We start from the raw sequence: 20,764 nt of genomic DNA on the forward strand, positions 1-20,764 counted from the left end.
TACCCTTAGGGAGCACAGCACGTGCTGGACACCCACGCTCACCAGGAGATTCCCATCAGCAGCTTCGCCGACAAGACGTTCACTGCGCCGGCGCAGATCAGGAACTTCTGCATCATCGCCCACATCGACCATGGCAAATCGACGCTGGCGGACCGGATGCTGCAGCTCACCGGCGTCGTCGACGACCGGTCGATGCGAGCGCAATACCTGGACCGGATGGACATTGAGCGTGAGCGCGGCATCACGATCAAGGCGCAGAACGTGCGGTTGCCTTGGAAGGTCGGGGACGAAGAGTTTGTCCTGCACCTGATCGACACCCCCGGCCACGTCGACTTCACCTACGAGGTGTCCCGCGCGCTGGAGGCTTGCGAGGGTGCCGTTCTGCTGGTCGACGCCGCGCAGGGCATCGAAGCGCAGACGCTGGCCAACCTCTACCTGGCGCTCGACCGGGACCTGACGATCATCCCGGTGCTCAACAAGATCGACCTGCCCGCCGCGGATCCGGAGCGCTACGCCGGTGAGCTCGCGCACATCATCGGGTGCGAGCCGTCCGACGTATTGCGGGTGTCCGGCAAGACCGGCGTCGGGGTGGCCGAGTTGCTCGACGAGGTGGTCCGGCAGGTGCCGGCGCCGACCGGCGACGCCGACGCTCCTGCGCGGGCGATGATCTTCGACTCGGTCTACGACATCTACCGCGGCGTGGTCACCTACGTGCGCGTCGTCGACGGCAAGATCACCCCGCGCGAGAAGATCGCGATGATGTCCACCGGCGCCACCCACGAATTACTCGAGGTGGGCATCGTCTCACCCGACCCGAAGCCCAGCGACGGTCTCGGTGTCGGCGAGGTGGGCTACCTCATCACCGGTGTGAAAGACGTCCGGCAGTCCAAGGTCGGCGACACCGTGACGACGGCGCGCAAGGGCGCCACCGAAGCCCTGACCGGTTACCGGGAGCCCCGGCCGATGGTCTATTCCGGGCTCTACCCGGTGGACGGCTCGGACTATCCGGTGCTGCGCGAGGCGCTGGACAAGTTGCAGCTCAACGACGCCGCGCTGACCTACGAGCCGGAAACCTCGGTGGCGCTGGGCTTCGGGTTCCGCTGCGGATTCCTCGGCCTGCTGCACATGGAGATCACCCGCGAGCGCCTCGAACGCGAGTTCAACCTCGACCTGATCTCCACCGCGCCCAACGTGGTCTATCGCGTTGTGCGAGATGACGGCTCCGAGAGCGTGGTGACCAACCCGTCGGACTGGCCCGAGGGCAAGGTCCGCGAGGTCTACGAGCCCGTGGTCAAGACCACCGTGATCGCGCCCAGCGAGTTCATCGGCACCATCATGGAGCTGTGCCAGGCACGGCGCGGTGAGCTCGGCGGCATGGACTACCTGTCGCCCGAGCGTGTCGAGCTGCGCTACACCATGCCGCTGGGCGAGATCATCTTCGACTTCTTCGACTCGCTGAAGTCCCGCACCCGGGGTTACGCCAGCCTCGACTACGAGGAGGCCGGCGAGCAGATGGCCGATCTGGTCAAGGTCGACATCCTGCTGCAGGGCGAGGCCGTGGACGCGTTCAGCGCCATCGTGCACAAGGATTCGGCGTCGGCCTACGGCAACAAGATGACCACCAAGCTCAAGGAGCTCATCCCGCGCCAGCAGTTCGAGGTGCCGGTGCAGGCCGCGATCGGGTCGAAAATCATTGCCCGCGAGAACATCCGGGCAATCCGCAAGGACGTGCTGTCCAAGTGCTACGGCGGTGACATCACCCGTAAGCGCAAGCTGCTGGAGAAGCAGAAGGAGGGCAAGAAGCGCATGAAGACCATCGGTCGCGTGGAGGTTCCTCAGGAGGCTTTCGTCGCGGCGCTGTCCACCGATGCCGCTTCGGACAAGCCCAAGAAGTAGCGCGCCCGGGATAGCTTCGCGCTGAGCGCAACCCTCGGCTCGTGCCCCCCGCGACCGTAGCGTCGGCGCAGTGCCCAGAGAACTGCACCTGCTGGCCTTCGGCAATACCCGGTCTACCGGGCCGTGGCGGCATCCCGATATCGACAACAGCACCGCCGGGGTACGCCGGCGGCTGATCAGCTATGCGCAGACCGCCGAGGCGGGCACCTTTGACGCGCTGTTCTTCGCCGACGGCCTGAACTACGGTCCGCCCGCGACCTGGCCCTACAAGATCACCGAGGACTTCGAACCGCTCACCGCGACGGCCGCGCTGTCCTCGGTCACCGAGCGGATCGGTCTGGTGGTCACCGGATCGGCCACCCTGGCCCATCCGTACCACATTGCCCGCCAGCTGCTTTCACTCGATCACCTCAGCGGTGGACGGGCCGGCTGGAATCTGGTGACCAGCTTCGCGCAGGCCGCGGCCGACAACTTCAGCGCCCGCGGCGTGGTGGCCCATGACGAGCGCTACCGGATTGCCGAGGAGGCTCTCGAGGTGGTGCGCAAGCTCTGGGACGGCTGGGGCGAGGACACGATCGTCGAAGACCGTGCGGCAGGAATATTCAACGACGTCAACAGAATCCAACCGACGGATCACCACGGCCGCTACTTCGACGTGGCCGGTCCGCTGGGCGCGGCTCGGTCGGCGCAGGGCCAGCCGGTGCTCTTCCAGGCCGGATCATCGGAAACCGGACGGGGTTTCGCGGCCCGCCACGCAGAGGTGATCTTCACCAGTCACGGAAACCGGAGGCGCGCGCAGGAGTTCTACTCCCAGATTCACGAGGAGTCGCGGCGGTTTGGCCGGGCCCGGCCACCGCTGATCACGCCTTCTCTGCGGTATCTCGTCGGTTCCACCGAGGAAGAGGCCAGGCGCGCGCAACAGCAGGAGTACGAGTACTTCAGCCCGCAGTATCAGGCTGGTTGGCTGCTCGAGGTCGATGTCGACGTCACCGGTGCCGATCTCGACGGTCCGGTTCCGGAGTCGGCCTTCCCGGCCCACACCGAGACCCATCAGACCGCATTGGCCGGCTACCGGTTGCTGGCAGCCGACGGGAATCCGACGGTGCGAGAGTTCCTGTACCGCACGGTCAACGGTTGGGGTGCGGCAGCGGTGGGCACCCCCGAGCAGATCGCCGACGAGATCGAACAGTGGTTCACCACCGGCGCCGCCGACGGGTTCGTGCTGCGGGATTCCGGGTTGCCCGGCCAGCACGAGCTTTTCGTCGAGCAGGTGGTACCGGTGTTACGCAAGCGCGGGCTGTTCCGCCATGAATACGCCGGCGCCACCCTGCGATCCCATCTGGGGCTCGACGTCCCGCCGCGGCAGCTGTGATGACCGAACCGTATGTGCTGTCGGCGTTCACCATGTCGACGGTGTCGCACGGCAATTTCGGGTTGTGGCGTCATCCGCAGGATCGCACCGCCGACTACACCGATGTCCGCTACTGGGTGGATCTGGCGAAGCTGCTCGACGACGGCGGATTCGACCTGCTGTTCATCGCCGACGCGGTCGGACAACTCGACGTGTTCGGCGGAGATGCCAGTGCCGCGCTGGCGCGGGCGGTGCAGACGCCGGTGACCGATCCGCTGTTGGCGGTATCGGCCATGGCCGCGGCCACCCAGCGCCTTGGGTTCGGCATCACGGTGTCCACCACCTACGAGAGTCCCTATCTGCTGGCCCGCAAGTTCAGCACGCTGGACCACCTGACCGGTGGCCGGATCGGCTGGAACATCGTGACCTCTCTGCTCGACAGCGCGGCGCGCAACATCATCGGCCGCGACCGGCAGATCCCGCACGACGAGCGCTATGCGATGGCCCAGGAATTCGTGGAAGTGACCTACAAGCTCTGGGAAGGCTCGTGGGAGCCCGACGCGGTGCTGCGCGATGCGAAGCGCGGGGTGTACACCGACCCGGCGAAGGTGCACGACATCAGCCACCATGGGCGGTATTTCACCGTGCCCGGGGCGCACCTGGTCGAGCCTTCACCGCAACGCACGCCGGTGCTCTTCCAAGCCGGCACCTCGCCGGCCGGGCGGGAGTTCGCCTCCCGCAACGCGGAACTGGTGTTCGTCAGCGATCCGCGGCCCGAGGTGCTGCGCAGCCACATCGCCGACATCCGTCGCCGGGCGGCCGGACACGGCCGCGACCCACAATCGCTGAAGTTCATCACTTCGGCCGAGATCGTCACGGACAGTACCGATTCCGCAGCGCAGGCCAAGGCGAGCGAACTTGCCGACTTCCACGATCTGGACGGCGGGCTGGTGCTGTTGTCGGCACTGTCCGGCGTCGACTGGTCGACCTACGGCGTCGATCGCCCGATCGAGCAGTTCGACACCGACGCCAGCCGGTCCATCCTCGCCGCGGTGACCGACTCGGGTGTCCGTGAGCGCTTGACGCTGCGGGATTACGTTGGGGGACTGGGCGGATTCGGTGGCGAGTTGTTCGTCGGGTCGGCCGCCACCGTAGCCGACGCCCTGGACGCCTATGCCGGGCGGACCGGGGTGGACGGATTCAACATCGCCTATCACGTCACGCCCGGCAGCTTCGCCGACATCGCCGACCACCTCATCCCCGAGCTGCGTCGGCGCGGTCACGTCCGCGAACTCGGCGATCCGACGACCCTGCGGCAGAAGCTGTTCGGCGGTGGCGACGGATTACTGGCCGGCGGGCACCCGGCCGCCGCATTCCGCAGGAATTCCGTTCATTCGCAATAGAATCCTGCCGATTCCATAGCTGACGACGCGAAACCGATTGCGGCAGTGTGACAACACATACCGACATCTCAACCACCCGTACCGGTTCACGGACGGGAGGCGTCGCGGTCAGAAAGGGACATAGCCGTGACCACTACAGAAGACCCGAAGGCGCACCCGACGGCGAATGCCGCAGGCCGCACCCTGATCGCGGCCGAATCGACCGGACTGGAATCCGGGGCGCTGGGCCCCTGGGGCGTGTTTGCCCAGGGCCTGGCGGCCGCCGCCCCCAGCGTGGCCCTGGCCGTCGTACCGTTCTCGCTGTTCGTGGCGGCCGGCAAGGGTGCGGCATGGGCCGCCGTGATCGGCCTGTCCATCGTGGTGCTGGTCGCCATCACGATCAGCTTCCAGGCCAAACGCACGGTGTCCTCGGGCTCGCTGGGAACCTACACGGGTAACGGCCTGGGCCCCGGCTTCGCCTTCGCCGCCGGGTTCAGCCTGCTGTTCGGCTACATCGGTTTCGCCACCACCGGCACCCTCGGCGGGGTGCTCTACCTCGATGCGTTCCTCGAGTCGATCGGCCTTGGCTCGCAGGCGGTTTGGTTCCGGCTGCTGCTGGTGTTCGTGGTGGTCGGCGTCGCGGTGTACCTGCCGTACCGCGGGGTGTCGCTGGCCGCCAAGTACGAACTGGCCTTCGAGTTGCTGGCTATCGCGTCGATCCTGGTGATCATCGTGGCCTCCTACATCGGCTACGGGTTCCGCATCGACTGGGAGCAGTGGAATCCCCAGCATCTCGGGTCCAGCGCCACCTTCATCGCGGCGGTCACCGCGGTGGGCTCCTATGCCGGTTTCGAGAGCGTCGCCTCGCTCGGGGCCGAGGCCAAGGACGCGCACCGCAACATCGCCAGATCCTTGCTGCGCGTGGTGCTCCTGATCGGTGCGCTCTACATCTTCGCGACCTACCCGCAGATCCTGCACTTCGGCGAGATCGACGGCGACAAGGCGGTGTTGCCGCAGCTGGCCACCAGCGTCGGGGTGGAATGGGTGAACCAGATCGTCAGCGGCGCCGTCGCGATCGCGTTCATCGTGTTCGTCACCGCGGTCACCACGGCGGCGTCCCGATCGCTGTTCACCTTCGCGCACGAAGGGGCGCTGCCCAAGGTGTTCACCAAGGTGCACTCGAACTACAAGACACCGTGGGCGGGCGTGGTGTTTGTCGGGATCCTGGCCCTCGCGTTCTCGATCACGGCCACCTTCAGCTCCGCGGGCCGGCTGGTATTCGACGTCTACGGCGGTTACGTGGCCAACTGGGGCTTCCTGGTGAGCTACCTGCTGGTGGTCATCGCGACGCCGATCTGGCTGCGCAAGATCGGCGCCTTGACCCCGGCGCGGCTCGCGGTCGCGGTCGCGGCCACCATCGGTCTGGGCTATGTGATCGTCAGCAACTTCTATCCGGTACCCGAGTTCCCGTTCAACATCCTGCCTTTCGTGTTCGGGGCCATCCTGCTGGCCGGACTGTCCTGGTACTGGTACCTCAAGCGGACCAGGCCCGAGGTGGCCAACCGGATCGGCAGCATCCAGACCCTCTCTGAGGACGAGCAACAGCGCCTGGCCGCCGAAGGAATCGGCGAGGTGCTCCAACAGTCACAGGCGGCACTGATCGATGAGGACCGGAAATGACGCTCACCGACCAGGCGTTGACCACCGGCTGGACAGTGGAAGCGGCCACCACCCACGACCATCCACTGATCGCAGATTTCCTCGCCACCACACCGGGCCTGCGGGGGCGAAAGTTCGCCGCCGATTCGCGCGACGTCGCGGAGCAGCTCGCCGGCGTGTACCCCGGGTCGGCAGTGGTCCTGCGCAGTGAATCGGCCGACGTGCTGGGGTACGCGGCGCTGTACCAGCCCGACGGTGCCGAACCGGAAGTGTTGGCAGACTTCGTATTCAGCCCGGAGGTTGCCGAGGCGCCGGTCGCGGAGGTCGTCGACGACACCGTCGACCGATTCCACCGGGTGGCTACCCCCGGCGCCTATCTTCGGGTGTACATCGGGGCCGATCAACCGGTGGCGATCGAGGCGCTCGTGCGACGTGGCGCGCGTCGGGAGCGCCAGTTCGTCGCGACCCGAAAGCCGTTGCTCGGTGAGGATCGCGCCGCGCTGGCCGCCGCGCACATCGACGGACTGACGATCCTGTCCTGGCCCGAGGTGATCTCGGGCGGTTTCGCGGAGCAGGTGCGGCAATTGCAGTTCGACACGTTCAGCGAGCATTTTGGGAACATGTCGAAAACCCCGCAGCGCTGGGAACATCACCTGCGCAGTCGGGCGTTCAATCCGGACTTCAGCATTGCCGCGGTCAACGACGACGGCGTGGTGGTCGGCTACGTACTGGGGTCGACCTACACGGAAGGCGCCGGCGCCGAGCAGGAACGCAGCGCACACACCGATTACATCGGGGTACGCCGCGACCTGAGAACACGCGGGACCGGGGAACTGTTGTTACGCAAGATCTGGCTGGCGGCGTTGCGGCGCGGGTTCACGGTCGCGTCGCTGGGTACCGACATCGACAACGCCAGCAAGGCCCACGAGCTGTACCGCCGACTGGGTTATCTCGCGGTCCGGGATCAGTACGCATACCGCATCGATCACGACGGGAGCATCCGATGAGCAGGGCAGGCACATATCTGAAGCGGCCGTCCGGATACGACGCCGAGTTGCAGTCGGTGTTCCGGCCGATCTTCGCTCGGATCGCGGAAGGCAACGTGGCACGCGAACGCGACCGGACGTTCCCGCACGAGCAGGTGCGGTGGCTCGGCGACGCCGGGTTCGGCACCTTGCGGATCCCCGCGGAACAAGGCGGTTTCGGTGCTTCGCTTGAGCAGACCTTCCTCTTGCTGGCCGAACTGGGGGAGTCCGATGCCAACGTCGCCCACATCTGGCGTAACCACCTGGCCTTCGTCGAGGACCGGCTCAACGCCCCGGTGACCGAGGACAACAACACCTGGATCAAGCGTTTCCTGGCAGGCGAGTTCGTCGGCGGGGGCTGGACCGAGGCCAACAATGTCACGCTGGCCAACCTGGCCACCACGGTCACCGCCGAGGGTGACCACTGGCTGGTCTCGGGCGCGAAATACTATGCGACAGGCAGCCTTTACGCCGACTGGCTGGATGTACTCGGCCGCGGTGACAACGGCGAGTTGTGGACGGCGCTGGTGCGCGCGGAGGATCCGGGGGTGACGCTGGTCGACGACTGGCGGGGGTTCGGGCAGCGCACCACCGCAAGTGGCTCGGCGCAGTACGACGGGGCACGCGCTGAACCGGGCAACGTGTTCCCGGCGGCCGAACGGTTCACCTACCAGGCCCACTTCTATCAGATCGCGATGCTCGCCGTGCTCACTGGAATCACCCGGGCGGTGCACCGGGATGGGACGGCTGCGCTACGACGGCGCACCCGCAACTATCCGCAAGGCCTTGCCGAGGTGCCGGCCGAAGACGCTCAACTCTTGCAGGTGATCGGAGAGATCTCGGCCGAGGCGTTCGGTGCCGAGGCGGCCCTGGGATTGAGCGCCCGCACCCTCGACCGGATCGTTGCGGGCCGACTGGCCGGCAGCGACGACCATGCCCGCGAGTTGTTGATCGACGCCGAGGTTGCCGTCGCGCAGGCGCAACTGGTGATCATCGAATCGGCGCTGCGGTCCAGCACCAAGGTGTTCGACGCACTCGGAGCCTCCGGTGTGTCCGAAGAGCTTGGCCTGGACCGGCATTGGCGCAACGCCCGCACGTTGGCGTCCCACAATCCCGTGGTCTACAAGGCGCGCATCCTGGGGGACTGGTTCGTCAACGGCAAGGATCCGGTGGCCGATCTGGTGAGCCGCGGCCGGGGCGGCCAGGGCAACTGAGCCGGGGCGGCCCGGGCAACTGAGGCGGCGTCAGTCGACCTGCAGCACCGCCTTGCCCGCGACCTTGCGATCGAGCAGGGCCTGTGCGGCGACGGCGATGTTGTCCCACGAGTCGCGAAGACCGATCTGCGGATCGAGCTCGCCGTCGGCCACCAACGTCAGCAGATAGTCCAGATCAGCTTGGAACGGTGCCCGAACGGTGAACGGCTCCAACCGTTTCCGATTCCCGCGACGCCGCTCGGCCTCGAAGTCGATGGTGGTCGGTTCGTTGGACGCCATCCCGATGGACTGCACCGACCCGCCGTCGGACACCAGGCTGAAGGCCTGGGCCAGGAGCTTTCCGCCGACGTTGTCGAGGACGCCGAACACCGGCTCGGTCACGCCGTCGAGCCCCACCACGACCTCGGCCGCGCCCAATTCCTGCAGGCCGTCACCGCGCCGCGCACTGCCGACCGCGGCGATCACGTGCGCCCCGGCCCGTGCGGCCAGCTGCACCGCGAATCGGCCGACGCCTCCGGATGCACCGGTGATGAGGACCCGGCGCCCCACCACCGGGCCGAGGGCTCGCAGCGCCTGCAGGGCCGTCACGCCGGCCACCGGAAGGGCAGCACCCTCTTCGAATTCGACGAATTCGGGAAGCTCGGCGAGATTCTCGGTGGAGACCGCGCGGCGCTCGGCCCATCCGGCTGCTCCGCTGAAGCCCACCACACGCGTGCCGACGGCCGGTCCGGTCCCGTCGGCCGCGGCTCTGGCAACGATCCCCGCGCTGTCCCACCCCGGCACTTCGCCGGGGCGGCGCATCTGATCGATGAAGTGCACCTCGCCGAAGTTCAGCGCGATCGCATGCACGTCGATCAGCGCCTGGGAGTCGGCGACCGAAGGTTCGGCCACTTCGTCGAACCGGAGGTTTGCAGGAGCTTGCGGGTCGTAGACGAGGGCTCGCATGAAGGGGCTAACCCCGAACGGTTTGGCGCTATTCCCTCCCATAAGGTGGCCGACGTGAGCCAGAAGGACCGCGCCCGGTGGGACACGGCCTATGCCGACCGCGAGCCGGACCGAGTGCCGGCCCTACCCGAGGTCTTCAGCGGCCGCGCCGACCAGTTTCCCGCGTCCGGGTCGGCCCTCGACATCGCGTGTGGAACCGGTCGGGCCGCGGTGTGGCTGGCTCAGCGCGGGTTGACCGTGTCCGGCTTCGACGTATCCACCGTGGCGATCACGCAGGCGAGGGCGACGGCCGCAAGCCACGGAGTGGCGGATCGCTGCCGATTCGAGGTCGCCGACCTCGACGAGGGCCTACCGGCCGGACCACAGGTCGATGTGGTGCTGTGCCATCGCTTCCGCGACCCGCGCCTCTATCCGGCGCTGGCCACCCGCCTGCGGCCGGGCGGCCTGCTGGCCGTCTGCGTGCTCAGTGAGGTGGGGGCGCAACCGGGTCGGTTCCGGGCCGCCCCCGGTGAACTCGAGGCGGCCTTTGCCGGTCTTGAGACGCTGGCCGCGTACGAGGGTGACGGGGAGGCCTGGCTGATGGCACGGGCACAGGTCACCGGACGGGGCTGACGGGCACTCGCCGGGCCTGCGCGAGCAGCTCACCCCAGGCGTTGAACGCCTCGGCGTAGTCGGCCGTGGTGCCCGAGCTGCCGCCGGCAAGATCCACCAACGCACCTGCGATGCTGCCGATTCCGATACCGGTGCGCTGGACCACCCGCACCAGTTCGGCAAAAGCCTGATCAGGCGCGCAACCGCGCAGGGCGACCAGAACACCGATCGCCACGTCGATCTTGATGCGTGAAGTGTCGTCTGCGCGGAGGCGGCTGTAGCTCATGACCCGATGGTGCCGGGTCGGTCCCGACTCATCCAGAGATCGGCGCACGGTGATTGTGTCCGGCGAGGTGCCACCGGTCGGTGACAATGGTGACATGCCCTGTCCCCCCGTGATCGCACTACTCGCCGCCGCATCACTGCTGATGGCCGGATGCGCGCAGATGGTCGACGGCAGCGCCGTGCGGGCGGAGAACTCGGTCCCCGTGGTCGACCAAACCTTCACCGAATCCGCGCTCGAAGGTCTCCTGATTTCCGCGGAGGAAGCCGACGAGATCGTCGGAGTGACCGGACTGAAACCCACGGAGGCCCGCGATACCAGCGACACGATGAACGTCAATGCCAACGATCTGTCTGACGAAGACTGCCGGGCAGCGGTTTTCGGTGCGCAAGAGGCGGTGTATGCGGGTTCAGGTTGGACCGGCGTGCGTGATCAGGTGATGTCGACGCCACGATCCAGGCAATCCATCGAACAGACTGTGGTGCTGTATCCGTCGGGTGATGAGGCACGTAGCTTCTTCGACTCGGCCGGGCAATTGTGGCAGGCGTGCGCCGGGCGCACCATCTCGATAGGTACCGGAGATGCGACGACGCACTGGGATATCGCTGACGTTGTCGCCGAGCGGTCGCTGTTGACCCAGTTCTCGACCGAGCAGCAACAGCCCGAGTGGCCATGCGATCACGCGCTGGCAGTTGTCTCCAATCTCGTGATCGAAACCTGGGCGTGCGGAGTGGGTATCACGAACCAGGCCGCCACCCTGGCACTGCATATGGCCGCCACGGCGGCGGACGCTTGATCATCGAAGGGCCTGGGTGGGCAGACATGCTGTCCGGCAACGCCTGACGGCCCCTACATCGGTGCGTTGGCGGGCTGGAAGACTCCGGAACTGTCGGACTCCTCCTCGGCGCGGATGACGTGCACCACGGCGTTGATCAGGGCCAGGTGGGTGAATGCCTGCGGGAAGTTGCCCAGGTGGCGGCCGGTGCGCGGCTCGATCTCCTCGGCGTACAGGTGCAGCGGGCTGGCGAACGAGAGCAACCGCTCGAGCAGGTGCTTGGCCCGGCTCACCTCGCCGATTTCGACGAGCGCCGACACCAGCCAGAACGAGCAGATGGTGAACGTGCCCTCTTCGCCGGACAGCCCGTCGTCGGTCTCCTCGACCCGGTAGCGCAGCACCAGGCCGTCCTCGGTGAGTTCGTCGGCGATCGCCAGCACCGTGGCCCGCACCCGCGGATCGTCCGACGGCAGGAACCTCGTCAACACCGCCAGCAGCAGCGAGGCGTCCAGGGCGTCGTCGTTGTAGCGCTGGGTCAACACACCGCGGGAGTCCACGCCGCGGGCCAGGACATCGGCCTTGATCTCCTCGGCGATCGCGCGCCACTGCTGCGCGTAGCTCTTCTCGCCCTGCAGCTCGGCCAGCTTCGAACCGCGGTCCAGCGCCACCCAGCACATGATCTTGCTGGAGGTGAAGTGCTGCGGCTCGCCGCGCACCTCCCAGATGCCCCGGTCGGGCTCCTTCCAGTGCTTGATGGCTTCCTCGACCTGGTTCTTCAGCACCGGCCACAGCGCCTCGGGAATCTGTTCGCGCGACTTGGCGTGCAGGTACACCGAATCGAGCATGGTGCCCCAGATGTCGTGCTGCATCTGGTTGTAGGCCCCGTTGCCGATCCGCACTGGCCGGGCATTGTCGTAGCCCGAGAGGTGATGCAGTTCTTCTTCGACCAGACTGCGCTCACCACCGACGCCGTACATCACCTGCAGCGGGTGGCGTTCGCCGTTGTTGGCACCGGACACGTCGGCGATGAACGAGAAGAAATCGTCGGCTTCCCGGTCCAGCCCGAGGGTGTACAGACCCCACAGCGCGAACGTGGAGTCCCGGATCCACGAGTAGCGGTAGTCCCAGTTACGTTCTCCCTGAGGAGTTTCCGGCAGCGACGTGGTGGGGGCGGCCAGCAGGGCGCCGGTCGGCGAGTAGGTCAGTCCCTTCAGCGTCAGCGCGCTGCGCTGCAGGTATGACCGCCACGGGTGGTCGGGGAAATCGCCGATGTTGATCCATTGCCGCCACGACTCACTGGTCTTCCACATCTTGTCCGAGGCCTCTTCGAAGGTCTGCGGGGCGGGATGTTTGGACCAGCTCAGCGCGACGAACACGTTGTCGCCCTCGGTGAGCCGGGTGCGGGCGCGGGCCTCGCGGCCCTCGATGCCGATCCGAAGGTTGGTGGTGAGCCGCATCGTGGGGTGCGAGTCCGGGTTGCGGCTGGCGCGTGCGATCGCTTCGCCATAGGCCGGGCCGGAGTACTCCCACGAGGCGCTGACACGGTGGTAGTCGAACGCCGGTTCGCAGTTCATCACCAGTTCGACGGTGCCGCTGACGCAGCGGACCGTGCGGAGCAAGATGTGTTCGGCATCCCAGTCCATGGGGGTACGCCGGTGCGTGCGTGACCGGGTGTCGATGTCGTGCCACGGACCCATCACGAGCGCGTCGCGCACGATCAGCCAACCGGTGTGGGTCTGCCAGGTGGTCTCCAGGATCAGGCTGCCCGGCAGGTAGCGCCGCGCCGATGGAACGGTCACCCCGTAGGGGCCGAGCCGGAAGTGGCCCGCATTGCGATCCAGGATCGCGCCGAACACGCTGGGAGAGTCGGGTCGGGGGACACACAGCCACTCCACGGAACCTGCCGACGAGATCAGGCAGGTGTTCTCGCAGTCGGACAGGAACCCGTAGTCGGCGATCGGCGGGAAAGGGTTCCGTAGCGACGCACCCGAGGAGTACGGCACGGGCGCCGTCGCCGTGAGCGGCGTCTCGGGGGTCTTCGAGGTGTCAGGGGTCTTGTCGAGTGCCGCGACGACATCCGTGGGCTCGGTGTGTTGCAGAACCATCCGCACATCATCATCTGCGGATACGGGTGTCGTCTACCCAAGACACGCGTGTCGAACGTTACTGGTGCGGCGGGATGAAGACGGGGTGCTGTCGACGATCGCCTACGCTTGCCCCATGGCGGCAATCCTGAACTGGTGGGACGGCGTCGAACTGTGGCTGACCGGGCTGCCGTTCGTCGTGCAGACCGCGGTGGTGATGCCGGTGGTGCTGGCGTTGGCCTATGGCATCGCGGTGGTGCTCGACGGCGCGCTGGGCTGGGGAAGCACCGGGCTGCGCCGGTTGCGCCACGCCCCGGTGGACGAGGTGGAATCGGAGTGAACGGTATGCCGCGCTCACGTGTCACGTTGATCTTGATTCTGCTGGTTGTGCTGGTCATCGTGATGTGGTTGCTGACCAGCTAGCGAGGACACCTGTCGCTCGACGGGCGCGACGGCGGAATTCTGTTATTCTTCGCGCCATGCATTCAGCGTCCGGCAAGACTGAGAGCCATGTCTTGGCTCTCATTGCCGTGGGTTCGTGCGCTGTTGCTGACGTCGCCTGTTGTCGCTGACTCCAACCCGTCCGCGGTTTGGTGTCGGTGGTGGTTCTGCGCCCGGATGCTGTTGTCTCGCCTCCTCGCCTCCCTCGCCTCCCTCGCCTTTCCGCATGACGGACCTCGCAATGTCCGCTGTCCGCAAGAAAGGTCCTCAGTGCCTGTTAACAAGCCCCATCTCAGTAAGTTCTGGCGTACTGCCACCGTCCTGGCCACCACCGGCGTGCTGGCGGTCGGCTGCGGTGGCGGCGCCAGTGATGTCGCCGGCGGTGACCAGGGTGCCGCGGGTGCCGACACCACGCTGACCCTCGTCGCCTATGCCGTGCCCGAACCGGGCTGGAGCAAGATCATCCCGGCCTTCGCCGCCAGTGAGGAAGGCAAGGGCGTTGCGGTGCGGACGTCGTACGGCGCATCGGGCGACCAGTCCCGGGCCGTGGCCGACGGCAAGCCGGCCGACATCGTGAATTTCTCGGTCGAACCCGACGTGACCCGGTTGGTCAAGGCCGACAAGGTGGCCGACGACTGGAGCGCAGGCAATACGAAGGGCGTGCCGTTCGGTTCCGTGGTGTCATTGGTAGTGCGCAAGGGTAACCCCAAGGGCATCAAGGACTGGGACGATCTGCTTCAGCCCGGGCTCGAGGTCGTCACCCCGAGCCCGCTGAGTTCCGGTTCGGCCAAGTGGAACCTGTTGGCCCCGTACGCGGCGAAGAGCAACGGCGGCAAGGATTCCGCGGCCGGGCTCGACTTCGTGAACAAGGTGGTGACCGAGCACGTCAAGACCCGCCCGGGTTCGGGACGTGAGGCCACCGATGTGTTCCTGCAGGGCACCGGCGACGTACTGATCAGCTACGAGAACGAGGCGATCAACGTCGAGCGGCAGGGCAAGGACATCGAGCACGTGAACCCGCCGCAGACCTTCAAGATCGAGAACCCGGTGGCGGTCGTCAAGACCAGCGCCCACGCCGACAAGGCCAAGGCGCTGGAGAACTTCCTGTTCACCGCCGAGGGGCAGAAGCTGTGGGCCGAGGCCGGATTCCGTCCGGTCGATCCCGCGGTGGCGGCGGACTTCGCCAAGGACTTCCCGACGCCGGAGAAGCTGTGGACGATCGCAGATCTCGGCGGATGGAAAGAGGTCGACCCCGCGTTGTTCGACAAGGACAACGGCTCGATCACCAAGATCTACAAGCAGGCGACTGGATGACATCAGTAGCGCAGAGCGAGGCAGCCGAACCTGGTTCGGCTGTGGCCGCGCCGGGGGAGTTCACTCCCGGCGCGCGGTCCGGCCGCTACGGCAGCACGTCGCTGCGCGTGGGCGCGGCCTCGATCTGGTTGAGCGTCATCGTGTTGCTGCCATTGGCGGCGATCCTGTGGCAGGCGGCCGGCGGTGGGTGGAACGCCTTCTGGTTGGCGGTCACCTCCAACGCGGCCCTGGAATCGTTTCGGGTGACCCTGACCATCTCGGCCGGCGTGACGGTGGTGAACATCTTCTTCGGCCTGGTGGTGGCCTGGGTGCTCACCCGCGACGACTTCCCCGGTAAGCGGCTGGTCGACTCGGTGATCGACCTGCCATTTGCTTTGCCGACGATCGTGGCCAGCCTCGTGATGCTGGCGCTGTACGGTCCGGCCAGCCCGGTCGGGTTGCACCTGCAGCACACCAAATGGGGTGTGGGCATCGCCCTGCTGTTTGTCACGCTGCCGTTCGTGGTGCGCTCGGTGCAGCCGGTGTTGCTCGAGCTCGACCAGGAGACCGAGGAGGCGGCCGCCTCGTTGGGTGCCAGCAATCGGGTCATCTTCGTCAAGGTGATCCTGCCGGCGTTGCTGCCTGCCCTGCTGTCCGGGGCCGGTCTGGCGTTCTCGCGGGCCATCGGTGAATTCGGTTCCGTGGTGCTCATCGGTGGCGCCGTCCCCGGTGAGACCGAGGTGTCGTCGCAGTGGATCCGGACCCTGATCGAGAACGACGACCGAACCGGCGCCGCGGCGATCTCGATTGTGCTGCTGGTGATCTCGTTCCTGGTGCTGTTCGTGTTGCGGGCGGTGGGCTCGCGTGCGGCCAAACGTGAGGAGCTTTCGGCATGACGCTCTCACCGTCGGTGCGCTACCTGCTGCGCTTTCTGGCGCTGGCCTATGTGACGGTCCTGGTGGTGGTCCCGGTCGGGCTGATCCTGTGGCGGACCTTCGGTCCGGGCGTCGGTGCGTTCTTCGCATCGGTAGGCACACCCGCGGCCATCTCGGCGCTGAACCTGTCGTTGTTGGTGGTGGCCATCGTGGTGCCGCTGAACGTGTTGTTCGGTGTTCCCACCGCCCTGGTGTTGGCGCGCAACCGGTTCCGCGGCAAGAGTGCCCTACAGGCGGTCATCGACCTGCCGTTCGCGGTGTCACCGGTGGTCGTGGGTGTCGCGCTGATCCTGCTGTGGGGTTCGGCGGGACTGCTGGGCTTCGTCGAGAACGACCTCGGACTCAAGATCATCTTCGGAATCCCCGGCATCGTGCTGGCCAGCATCTTCGTCACGGTGCCGTTCGTGATCCGTGAGGTCGAGCCGGTGTTGCACGAGATCGGCACCGATCAGGAGGAAGCTGCCGCGACACTGGGATCGACCTGGTGGCAGACGTTCTGGCGGATCACCCTGCCGTCCATCAGGTGGGGCCTGACCTACGGCATCGTGTTGACCATCGCCCGCACGCTGGGGGAGTTCGGTGCGGTGATCATGGTGTCCTCGAACCTGCCGGGTACCTCCCAGACCCTGACCCTGCTGGTGGCCGACCGCTACAACCGCGGCACCGCTGACTCGGTGTACGGGGCGTACGCCATCTCGACTTTGCTCATGGCGGTGGCCGTGATCGTCCTGGTTGTCCAGGTGATCCTCGACCGGCGCCGAATCAAGGCCGCGCAGTAGGCCTGAGAAGGAGACAAGAGCTATGACCGACGCGATCGTGGTTCGGGGCGCGAACAAGCATTACGGCGATTTTGCGGCGCTCGACAACATCGACTTCGAGGTGCCGTCAGGGTCGTTGACCGCGCTGCTGGGCCCGAGTGGCTCGGGCAAGTCCACCCTGCTGCGCGCCATCGCGGGCCTGGATCAGCCCGACAGCGGGACCATCACCATCAACGGCCGCGATGTGACCGGGATTCCGCCGCAGCGCCGCGATATCGGATTCGTGTTCCAGCACTATGCGGCGTTCAAACACCTGACGGTCCGCGACAATGTGGCCTTCGGTCTCAAGATCCGTAAGCGCCCCAAAGCCGAGGTGAAGGAGAAGGTCGACAACCTGCTGGAAGTGGTGGGGCTGGCCGGTTTTCAGACCCGCTACCCGAACCAGCTCTCCGGGGGCCAGCGTCAGCGCATGGCACTGGCCCGCGCATTGGCGGTGGATCCGCAGGTGCTGCTGCTCGACGAGCCGTTCGGGGCGCTGGACGCCAAGGTCCGTGACGATCTGCGCACCTGGCTGCGCCGGCTGCATGACGAGGTACACGTCACCACGGTGCTGGTGACGCACGACCAGGCCGAGGCGCTGGATGTGGCCGACCGGATCGCGGTGCTCAACAAGGGGCGGATCGAACAGGTGGGGTCGCCGACGGAGGTATATGACGAGCCGGCCAACGCGTTCGTGATGTCGTTCCTCGGTGCCGTCTCCGAGCTCAACGGAATCCTGGTGCGTCCGCACGACATTCGGGTGGGACGCAACCCGGAGCTGGCCGTTGCCGCCGGTGATGGGACAGCGGAGGCCACCGGGGTGCTGCGCGCCACCATCGACCGGATCGTGATGCTGGGCTTCGAGGTGCGGGTCGAACTGACCGGTGCCGCAACCCATGTGCCGTTTACCGCGCAGATCACCCGCGGCGACGCCGAGGCGCTCGGGTTGCGCGAGGGCGACACGGTCTATGTGCGGGCCACTCGGGTTCCGCAGATCGCCGGGGGAGTGCAGACTCCGGCGAGTAACGAGGATGAGGCGCTGACCGTCAGCTAGGTGGTCAGCGCCACCCCGTCAGGCCAGAGTCAGGAACAACTTCTCCAGCTCGGCGACGTCCATCGGTTCGTCGCTCTCGCCGGTGATGCATTCACGCAGACCAGTTGCCACGATCTTGAATCCGGCGCGGTCGAGTGCCCGGGACACCGCGGCGAGCTGGGTGACGACATCCTTGCAGTCGCGGCCCTGTTCGATCATGGCGATGACGCCGGAGAGCTGTCCCTGTGCGCGGCGCAACCGGTTGAGGATGGCGGCGATCGATTCCTCGTCGCAGATCATGTTGTCCCCTTAACGTTGGGTTTCTTGCTTTCATCATACCCTCGGGGGTATGTGCGTGTGGTCATGTTGTCGCTGCGGGTGGGCCGAAAAGCCACCGCATCGGACACCATCCGAGCCGCGCGCAGCTGAGGTTGCCGAGGCCGGCCAGTGCCGTCAGGCCTGCCGCGGTGAGCCCGATGGCGGGGTGGACCTCCTGGCCGAGGATCAGCGATGCCATGAGCAACACGAACCAGCCGAAGGCCCGGCGTACCGCATCGGGGTCCACGTGGGCGGTGAGTCGGGTACCCAGCAGGCTGCCGAGCACCGCCGCGGCGGTGACCGCACCGGCGATCGTCCAGTCGATCGGCACTGTGCTCAGATGGCCGGCCAGACCTGCCGCCGAGTTCATGGTGATCACCAGCAGGGAGGTTCCGACCGCGACGGGCATGGGCAGGCCGCCCAGCAGTGCCAGGGCGGGCACCACGAGGAATCCGCCACCCGCGCCGACGGCTCCGGTCACCACCCCGACTCCCAGACCCATCAAGAGGACCTTGGCGACCGGCATCGTCCGCGTCGTCGGCTCGCACGTCTTGCGGCCCCTGATCATTGCGATACCCGTAGCGATCATCACCACCGTGAAGGCGGTCAGCAGTATCGTTCCCGGCACGACATAGCTCAGCAGTCCGCCCAGGTATGCGCCGACCATGCCGGCCGCGCCGAACATCAGGCCGCTGCGCCACTGCACCCGGCCGGCGCGCGCATGAGACAGGGTGCTGACCGCGCTGGTCACCCCGACGACCAGCAGCGAGGTGGCGATCGCCTGCTTGGCCTCCATGCCAGCCACGTAGGCCAGCAGTGGAACGGTCAGGATCGAGCCACCTCCGCCGAGGAGTCCGAGGGACACCCCGACGAGGACGGCCAGCGCGACAGCGAGGGCGATCATGCCAATGCGCCCGAATGTGCCTGCTTGGAGCCGATCAGCTGTGCGACGACGCTGTCGGCATCACAGGAGGCGCCCCGGTTGTAGGGGAGCTTTGCCAGCATCATGCCCATGGCGCAGGTGTTCGTCAGCGCCGCTGTCGTCAATCCGGCGCCGATCCCCGCGGCCAGCCATTTCAGCTTGGGGGCCGCGATGCTGCCCAGCACGCTGCTCAGCACGATCGACCCCGCAACCAGGCGAACCTGACGTTCCAGATCCCAGCGTTGGGCGCCACGACGCACCCCGAATCCCTGGTTCTGCCATGCGGTCATGCCGCCGTCGAGGATCGAGACGTTCGGCAGGCCTGCGTCACGCAGGGTCTGCCCGGCGGTGCCTGCACGTTGCCCCGAGCGACAGATCAACACGATGTTCTCGTCGAGGTGCTCGGCGATCTCGTCGCGATGTTCCTGCAGCAGGTCCAGTGGAACGTTGTAAGCGCCAGGGATATGGGCGGTTTCGAACTCGGCGGGCGTGCGGACGTCGATGAGTCGCGGGCCGGGACCGGCCTGCTTGAGCTCGTTGAGTTCGGTGGCGTCGATGATCGACGAAGAGGACATCAGGCAAGACCTTTCAACATCAGGTTCCAGTACAGGGCGGGCAGCCCGTACTTCTTCAAGAGCCAGTACGGCCGGTGTGGCTTGACCGGATCGAGCAGCGGGAAGGACGGTTTCAGCGCGAAGTCGTAGTCGAACTCGGCCAGGAGCATGTCGTGTGCGGAGGTGACGATCGGGCAGGACGCGTAGCCGTCGTACGACCCGGTGAGCGGGCGCCCGCTCAGCACCGCACCGATGTTCTCGACCACCACGGGCGCCTGCTTACGAATGGCCGCACCGGTTTTCGAGTTCGGTGACGATCCCGCGTCACCGAGTGCGAACACGTTCGGGTAGCGCACATGCTGCATGGTGTGCTTGTCGATGTCGACGTAACCGTTGGCGTCCCCGCCGACATGGCTCGTGGACAGCGGGCTGGACTTGATCCAGTCCGGCGCCGACTGGTGGGGGACCGCGTGCAGCACGTCGTAGGGCAGCACCGTCTCGACGCCATCGGCAACGTTCGTCATCGTCACCTTGCGCGATGCCGAATCGATGGACCGCACTTCACTTCCGGTGTGCAGCGTGATGCCGTAGTCGGCGATGACCTTGTCCAAGTTGTCCGCGATCGCGGGGATGCCGAAGATCCGCGGGGTCGGGACCACCAGGTGCACGTCGATGTTGTCGAGCACACCCTGGCGCCGCCAGTGGTCGCAGGCCAGGTAGGCGATCTTCTGGGGGGCGCCGGCGCATTTGATCGGCCCGGACGGCATGGTGAACACCGCCGTCCCGGACTTGGTGTCGCGGATGAACTCCCAGGTGCGCGGCGCGAGATCGAAGCGGTAGTTCGAGGAGACACCGTCCCTGCCGAGCGTGTCGGTCAGGCCCTCGGTGCGCTCCCAGTCCAGCTGGATACCCGGCGCCACCACGAGGACGTCGTAGGAGTACGTCGCGCCATCGGCACACGTGACCGTGTTGGCGTCCGGGTCGACGGAGGTCACCGCGCTCTTGATCCAGATGGCACCGCGCGGCATCACCGACGCTTCGGCACGCTCGGTCTCGGCCGCCGTCGCCTGACCGCCGCCCACCAGCGTCCACAACGGTTGGTAGTAGTGCTGGTCGGACGGTTCGATGATCGCCACGTCGGTGTAGTGCTTGCGCAGCAACCGCGCCGCCACGGTGATACCGGCCGTGCCGCCGCCGATGATCAGGACCTCATGCTTGGCTGGGGTGGACATACTTGTTGTGTTTTCCTGTCTCTCAGACGATTTG

21 protein-coding genes are annotated in these 20,764 nt (G+C 66.6%); 14 read left to right on the forward strand and 7 right to left on the reverse strand.

Annotated elements, in window-relative coordinates; genetic code table 11:
• Positions 1 to 21: 21 nt before the first annotated feature.
• The 6 genes from lepA to AC4ELH_RS23455 all read left to right on the forward strand — a co-directional run bounded on the left by lepA (position 22) and on the right by AC4ELH_RS23455 (position 8,527).
• On the forward strand, positions 22 to 1,896 hold the full coding sequence (lepA, locus tag AC4ELH_RS23430) for a translation elongation factor 4 (RefSeq protein WP_448448884.1): 1,875 nt from the start codon (positions 22 to 24) through the stop codon (positions 1,894 to 1,896).
• Positions 1,897 to 1,966: 70 nt separating this feature from the next.
• A complete protein-coding gene (locus tag AC4ELH_RS23435) occupies positions 1,967 to 3,268 on the forward strand; it encodes an NtaA/DmoA family FMN-dependent monooxygenase (protein WP_498886980.1) in 1,302 nt (433 codons plus the stop codon).
• Complete coding sequence (locus tag AC4ELH_RS23440; protein ID WP_498886982.1) at positions 3,268 to 4,650, forward strand: LLM class flavin-dependent oxidoreductase; 1,383 nt, start codon at positions 3,268 to 3,270, stop codon at positions 4,648 to 4,650. Before AC4ELH_RS23435 ends, AC4ELH_RS23440 begins: the two co-directional genes overlap by 1 nt.
• Before the next feature lie 126 nt (positions 4,651 to 4,776).
• A complete protein-coding gene (locus AC4ELH_RS23445) occupies positions 4,777 to 6,309 on the forward strand; it encodes an APC family permease (RefSeq protein ID WP_064960334.1) in 1,533 nt (510 codons plus the stop codon).
• Positions 6,306 to 7,295, forward strand: a complete 990-nt coding sequence (locus AC4ELH_RS23450) for a GNAT family N-acetyltransferase (protein ID WP_498886984.1) — start codon at positions 6,306 to 6,308, stop codon at positions 7,293 to 7,295. Before AC4ELH_RS23445 ends, AC4ELH_RS23450 begins: the two co-directional genes overlap by 4 nt.
• A complete protein-coding gene (locus AC4ELH_RS23455) occupies positions 7,292 to 8,527 on the forward strand; it encodes an acyl-CoA dehydrogenase family protein (protein ID WP_498886986.1) in 1,236 nt (411 codons plus the stop codon). The genes AC4ELH_RS23450 and AC4ELH_RS23455 overlap by 4 nt, the downstream gene beginning before the upstream one ends.
• A 30-nt stretch (positions 8,528 to 8,557) precedes the next feature.
• Here the strand turns inward: AC4ELH_RS23455 and AC4ELH_RS23460 are convergent, their stop codons facing one another.
• A complete protein-coding gene (locus AC4ELH_RS23460) occupies positions 8,558 to 9,472 on the reverse strand; it encodes a zinc-binding dehydrogenase (RefSeq protein WP_498886988.1) in 915 nt (304 codons plus the stop codon).
• 54 nt (positions 9,473 to 9,526) lie between these two features.
• Here AC4ELH_RS23460 and AC4ELH_RS23465 point away from each other — a divergent pair, with 54 nt between their 5' ends.
• Complete coding sequence (locus tag AC4ELH_RS23465; RefSeq protein WP_448448894.1) at positions 9,527 to 10,084, forward strand: class I SAM-dependent methyltransferase; 558 nt, start codon at positions 9,527 to 9,529, stop codon at positions 10,082 to 10,084.
• On the opposite strand, the gene AC4ELH_RS23470 is transcribed toward AC4ELH_RS23465, so the two are convergent.
• Positions 10,068 to 10,349: an ANTAR domain-containing protein gene (locus AC4ELH_RS23470; RefSeq protein WP_448448896.1), complete on the reverse strand. Its 282-nt coding sequence runs from the start codon at positions 10,347 to 10,349 to the stop codon at positions 10,068 to 10,070. The genes AC4ELH_RS23465 and AC4ELH_RS23470 overlap by 17 nt on opposite strands.
• A gap of 94 nt (positions 10,350 to 10,443) precedes the next feature.
• Between AC4ELH_RS23470 and AC4ELH_RS23475 the strand changes: the two genes are divergently transcribed.
• A complete protein-coding gene (locus AC4ELH_RS23475; protein ID WP_448448898.1) occupies positions 10,444 to 11,142 on the forward strand; it encodes a sensor domain-containing protein in 699 nt (232 codons plus the stop codon).
• Positions 11,143 to 11,195: 53 nt separating this feature from the next.
• On the opposite strand, the gene AC4ELH_RS23480 is transcribed toward AC4ELH_RS23475, so the two are convergent.
• A complete protein-coding gene (locus AC4ELH_RS23480; protein WP_055115495.1) occupies positions 11,196 to 13,226 on the reverse strand; it encodes a glycoside hydrolase family 15 protein in 2,031 nt (676 codons plus the stop codon).
• Positions 13,227 to 13,341: 115 nt separating this feature from the next.
• On the opposite strand from AC4ELH_RS23480, the gene AC4ELH_RS23485 reads away from it, so the two are divergent.
• From AC4ELH_RS23485 to AC4ELH_RS23510, 6 genes are all read left to right on the forward strand, one after another.
• Positions 13,342 to 13,545, forward strand: a complete 204-nt coding sequence (locus AC4ELH_RS23485) for a hypothetical protein (RefSeq protein ID WP_064885589.1) — start codon at positions 13,342 to 13,344, stop codon at positions 13,543 to 13,545.
• Between the two features lie 139 nt (positions 13,546 to 13,684).
• Complete coding sequence (locus AC4ELH_RS23490) at positions 13,685 to 13,777, forward strand: Ms4533A family Cys-rich leader peptide (protein ID WP_350222992.1); 93 nt, start codon at positions 13,685 to 13,687, stop codon at positions 13,775 to 13,777.
• A 139-nt stretch (positions 13,778 to 13,916) separates the two neighbouring features.
• Entirely contained in the window at positions 13,917 to 14,960 is a 1,044-nt protein-coding gene (locus tag AC4ELH_RS23495; RefSeq protein ID WP_498886993.1) for a sulfate ABC transporter substrate-binding protein, read from the forward strand.
• A complete protein-coding gene (cysT, locus tag AC4ELH_RS23500) occupies positions 14,957 to 15,835 on the forward strand; it encodes a sulfate ABC transporter permease subunit CysT (RefSeq protein ID WP_498886995.1) in 879 nt (292 codons plus the stop codon). The genes AC4ELH_RS23495 and cysT overlap by 4 nt, the downstream gene beginning before the upstream one ends.
• On the forward strand, positions 15,832 to 16,653 hold the full coding sequence (cysW, locus tag AC4ELH_RS23505; RefSeq protein WP_055115487.1) for a sulfate ABC transporter permease subunit CysW: 822 nt from the start codon (positions 15,832 to 15,834) through the stop codon (positions 16,651 to 16,653). Before cysT ends, cysW begins: the two co-directional genes overlap by 4 nt.
• A gap of 22 nt (positions 16,654 to 16,675) precedes the next feature.
• A complete protein-coding gene (locus AC4ELH_RS23510) occupies positions 16,676 to 17,725 on the forward strand; it encodes a sulfate/molybdate ABC transporter ATP-binding protein (protein WP_064885575.1) in 1,050 nt (349 codons plus the stop codon).
• Positions 17,726 to 17,743: 18 nt separating this feature from the next.
• Here AC4ELH_RS23510 and AC4ELH_RS23515 read toward each other — a convergent pair whose 3' ends face one another.
• From AC4ELH_RS23515 to AC4ELH_RS23530, 4 genes are all read right to left on the reverse strand, one after another.
• Positions 17,744 to 18,004 carry a metal-sensitive transcriptional regulator gene (locus AC4ELH_RS23515; RefSeq protein ID WP_055115484.1) on the reverse strand — a complete coding sequence of 87 codons (261 nt, stop codon included), beginning with the start codon at positions 18,002 to 18,004 and terminating at the stop codon, positions 17,744 to 17,746.
• A 61-nt stretch (positions 18,005 to 18,065) separates the two neighbouring features.
• Positions 18,066 to 18,926: a sulfite exporter TauE/SafE family protein gene (locus tag AC4ELH_RS23520; protein ID WP_463804868.1), complete on the reverse strand. Its 861-nt coding sequence runs from the start codon at positions 18,924 to 18,926 to the stop codon at positions 18,066 to 18,068.
• Positions 18,923 to 19,519, reverse strand: coding sequence for a rhodanese-like domain-containing protein (locus AC4ELH_RS23525; RefSeq protein WP_064960326.1), 597 nt, complete (start codon positions 19,517 to 19,519; stop codon positions 18,923 to 18,925). The genes AC4ELH_RS23520 and AC4ELH_RS23525 overlap by 4 nt, the downstream gene beginning before the upstream one ends.
• On the reverse strand, positions 19,519 to 20,730 hold the full coding sequence (locus AC4ELH_RS23530) for an NAD(P)/FAD-dependent oxidoreductase (protein ID WP_498886998.1): 1,212 nt from the start codon (positions 20,728 to 20,730) through the stop codon (positions 19,519 to 19,521). The genes AC4ELH_RS23525 and AC4ELH_RS23530 overlap by 1 nt, the downstream gene beginning before the upstream one ends.
• Positions 20,731 to 20,764 lie beyond the last annotated feature (34 nt).

It is taken from the genome of Mycobacterium shunyiense, from assembly GCF_058270075.1.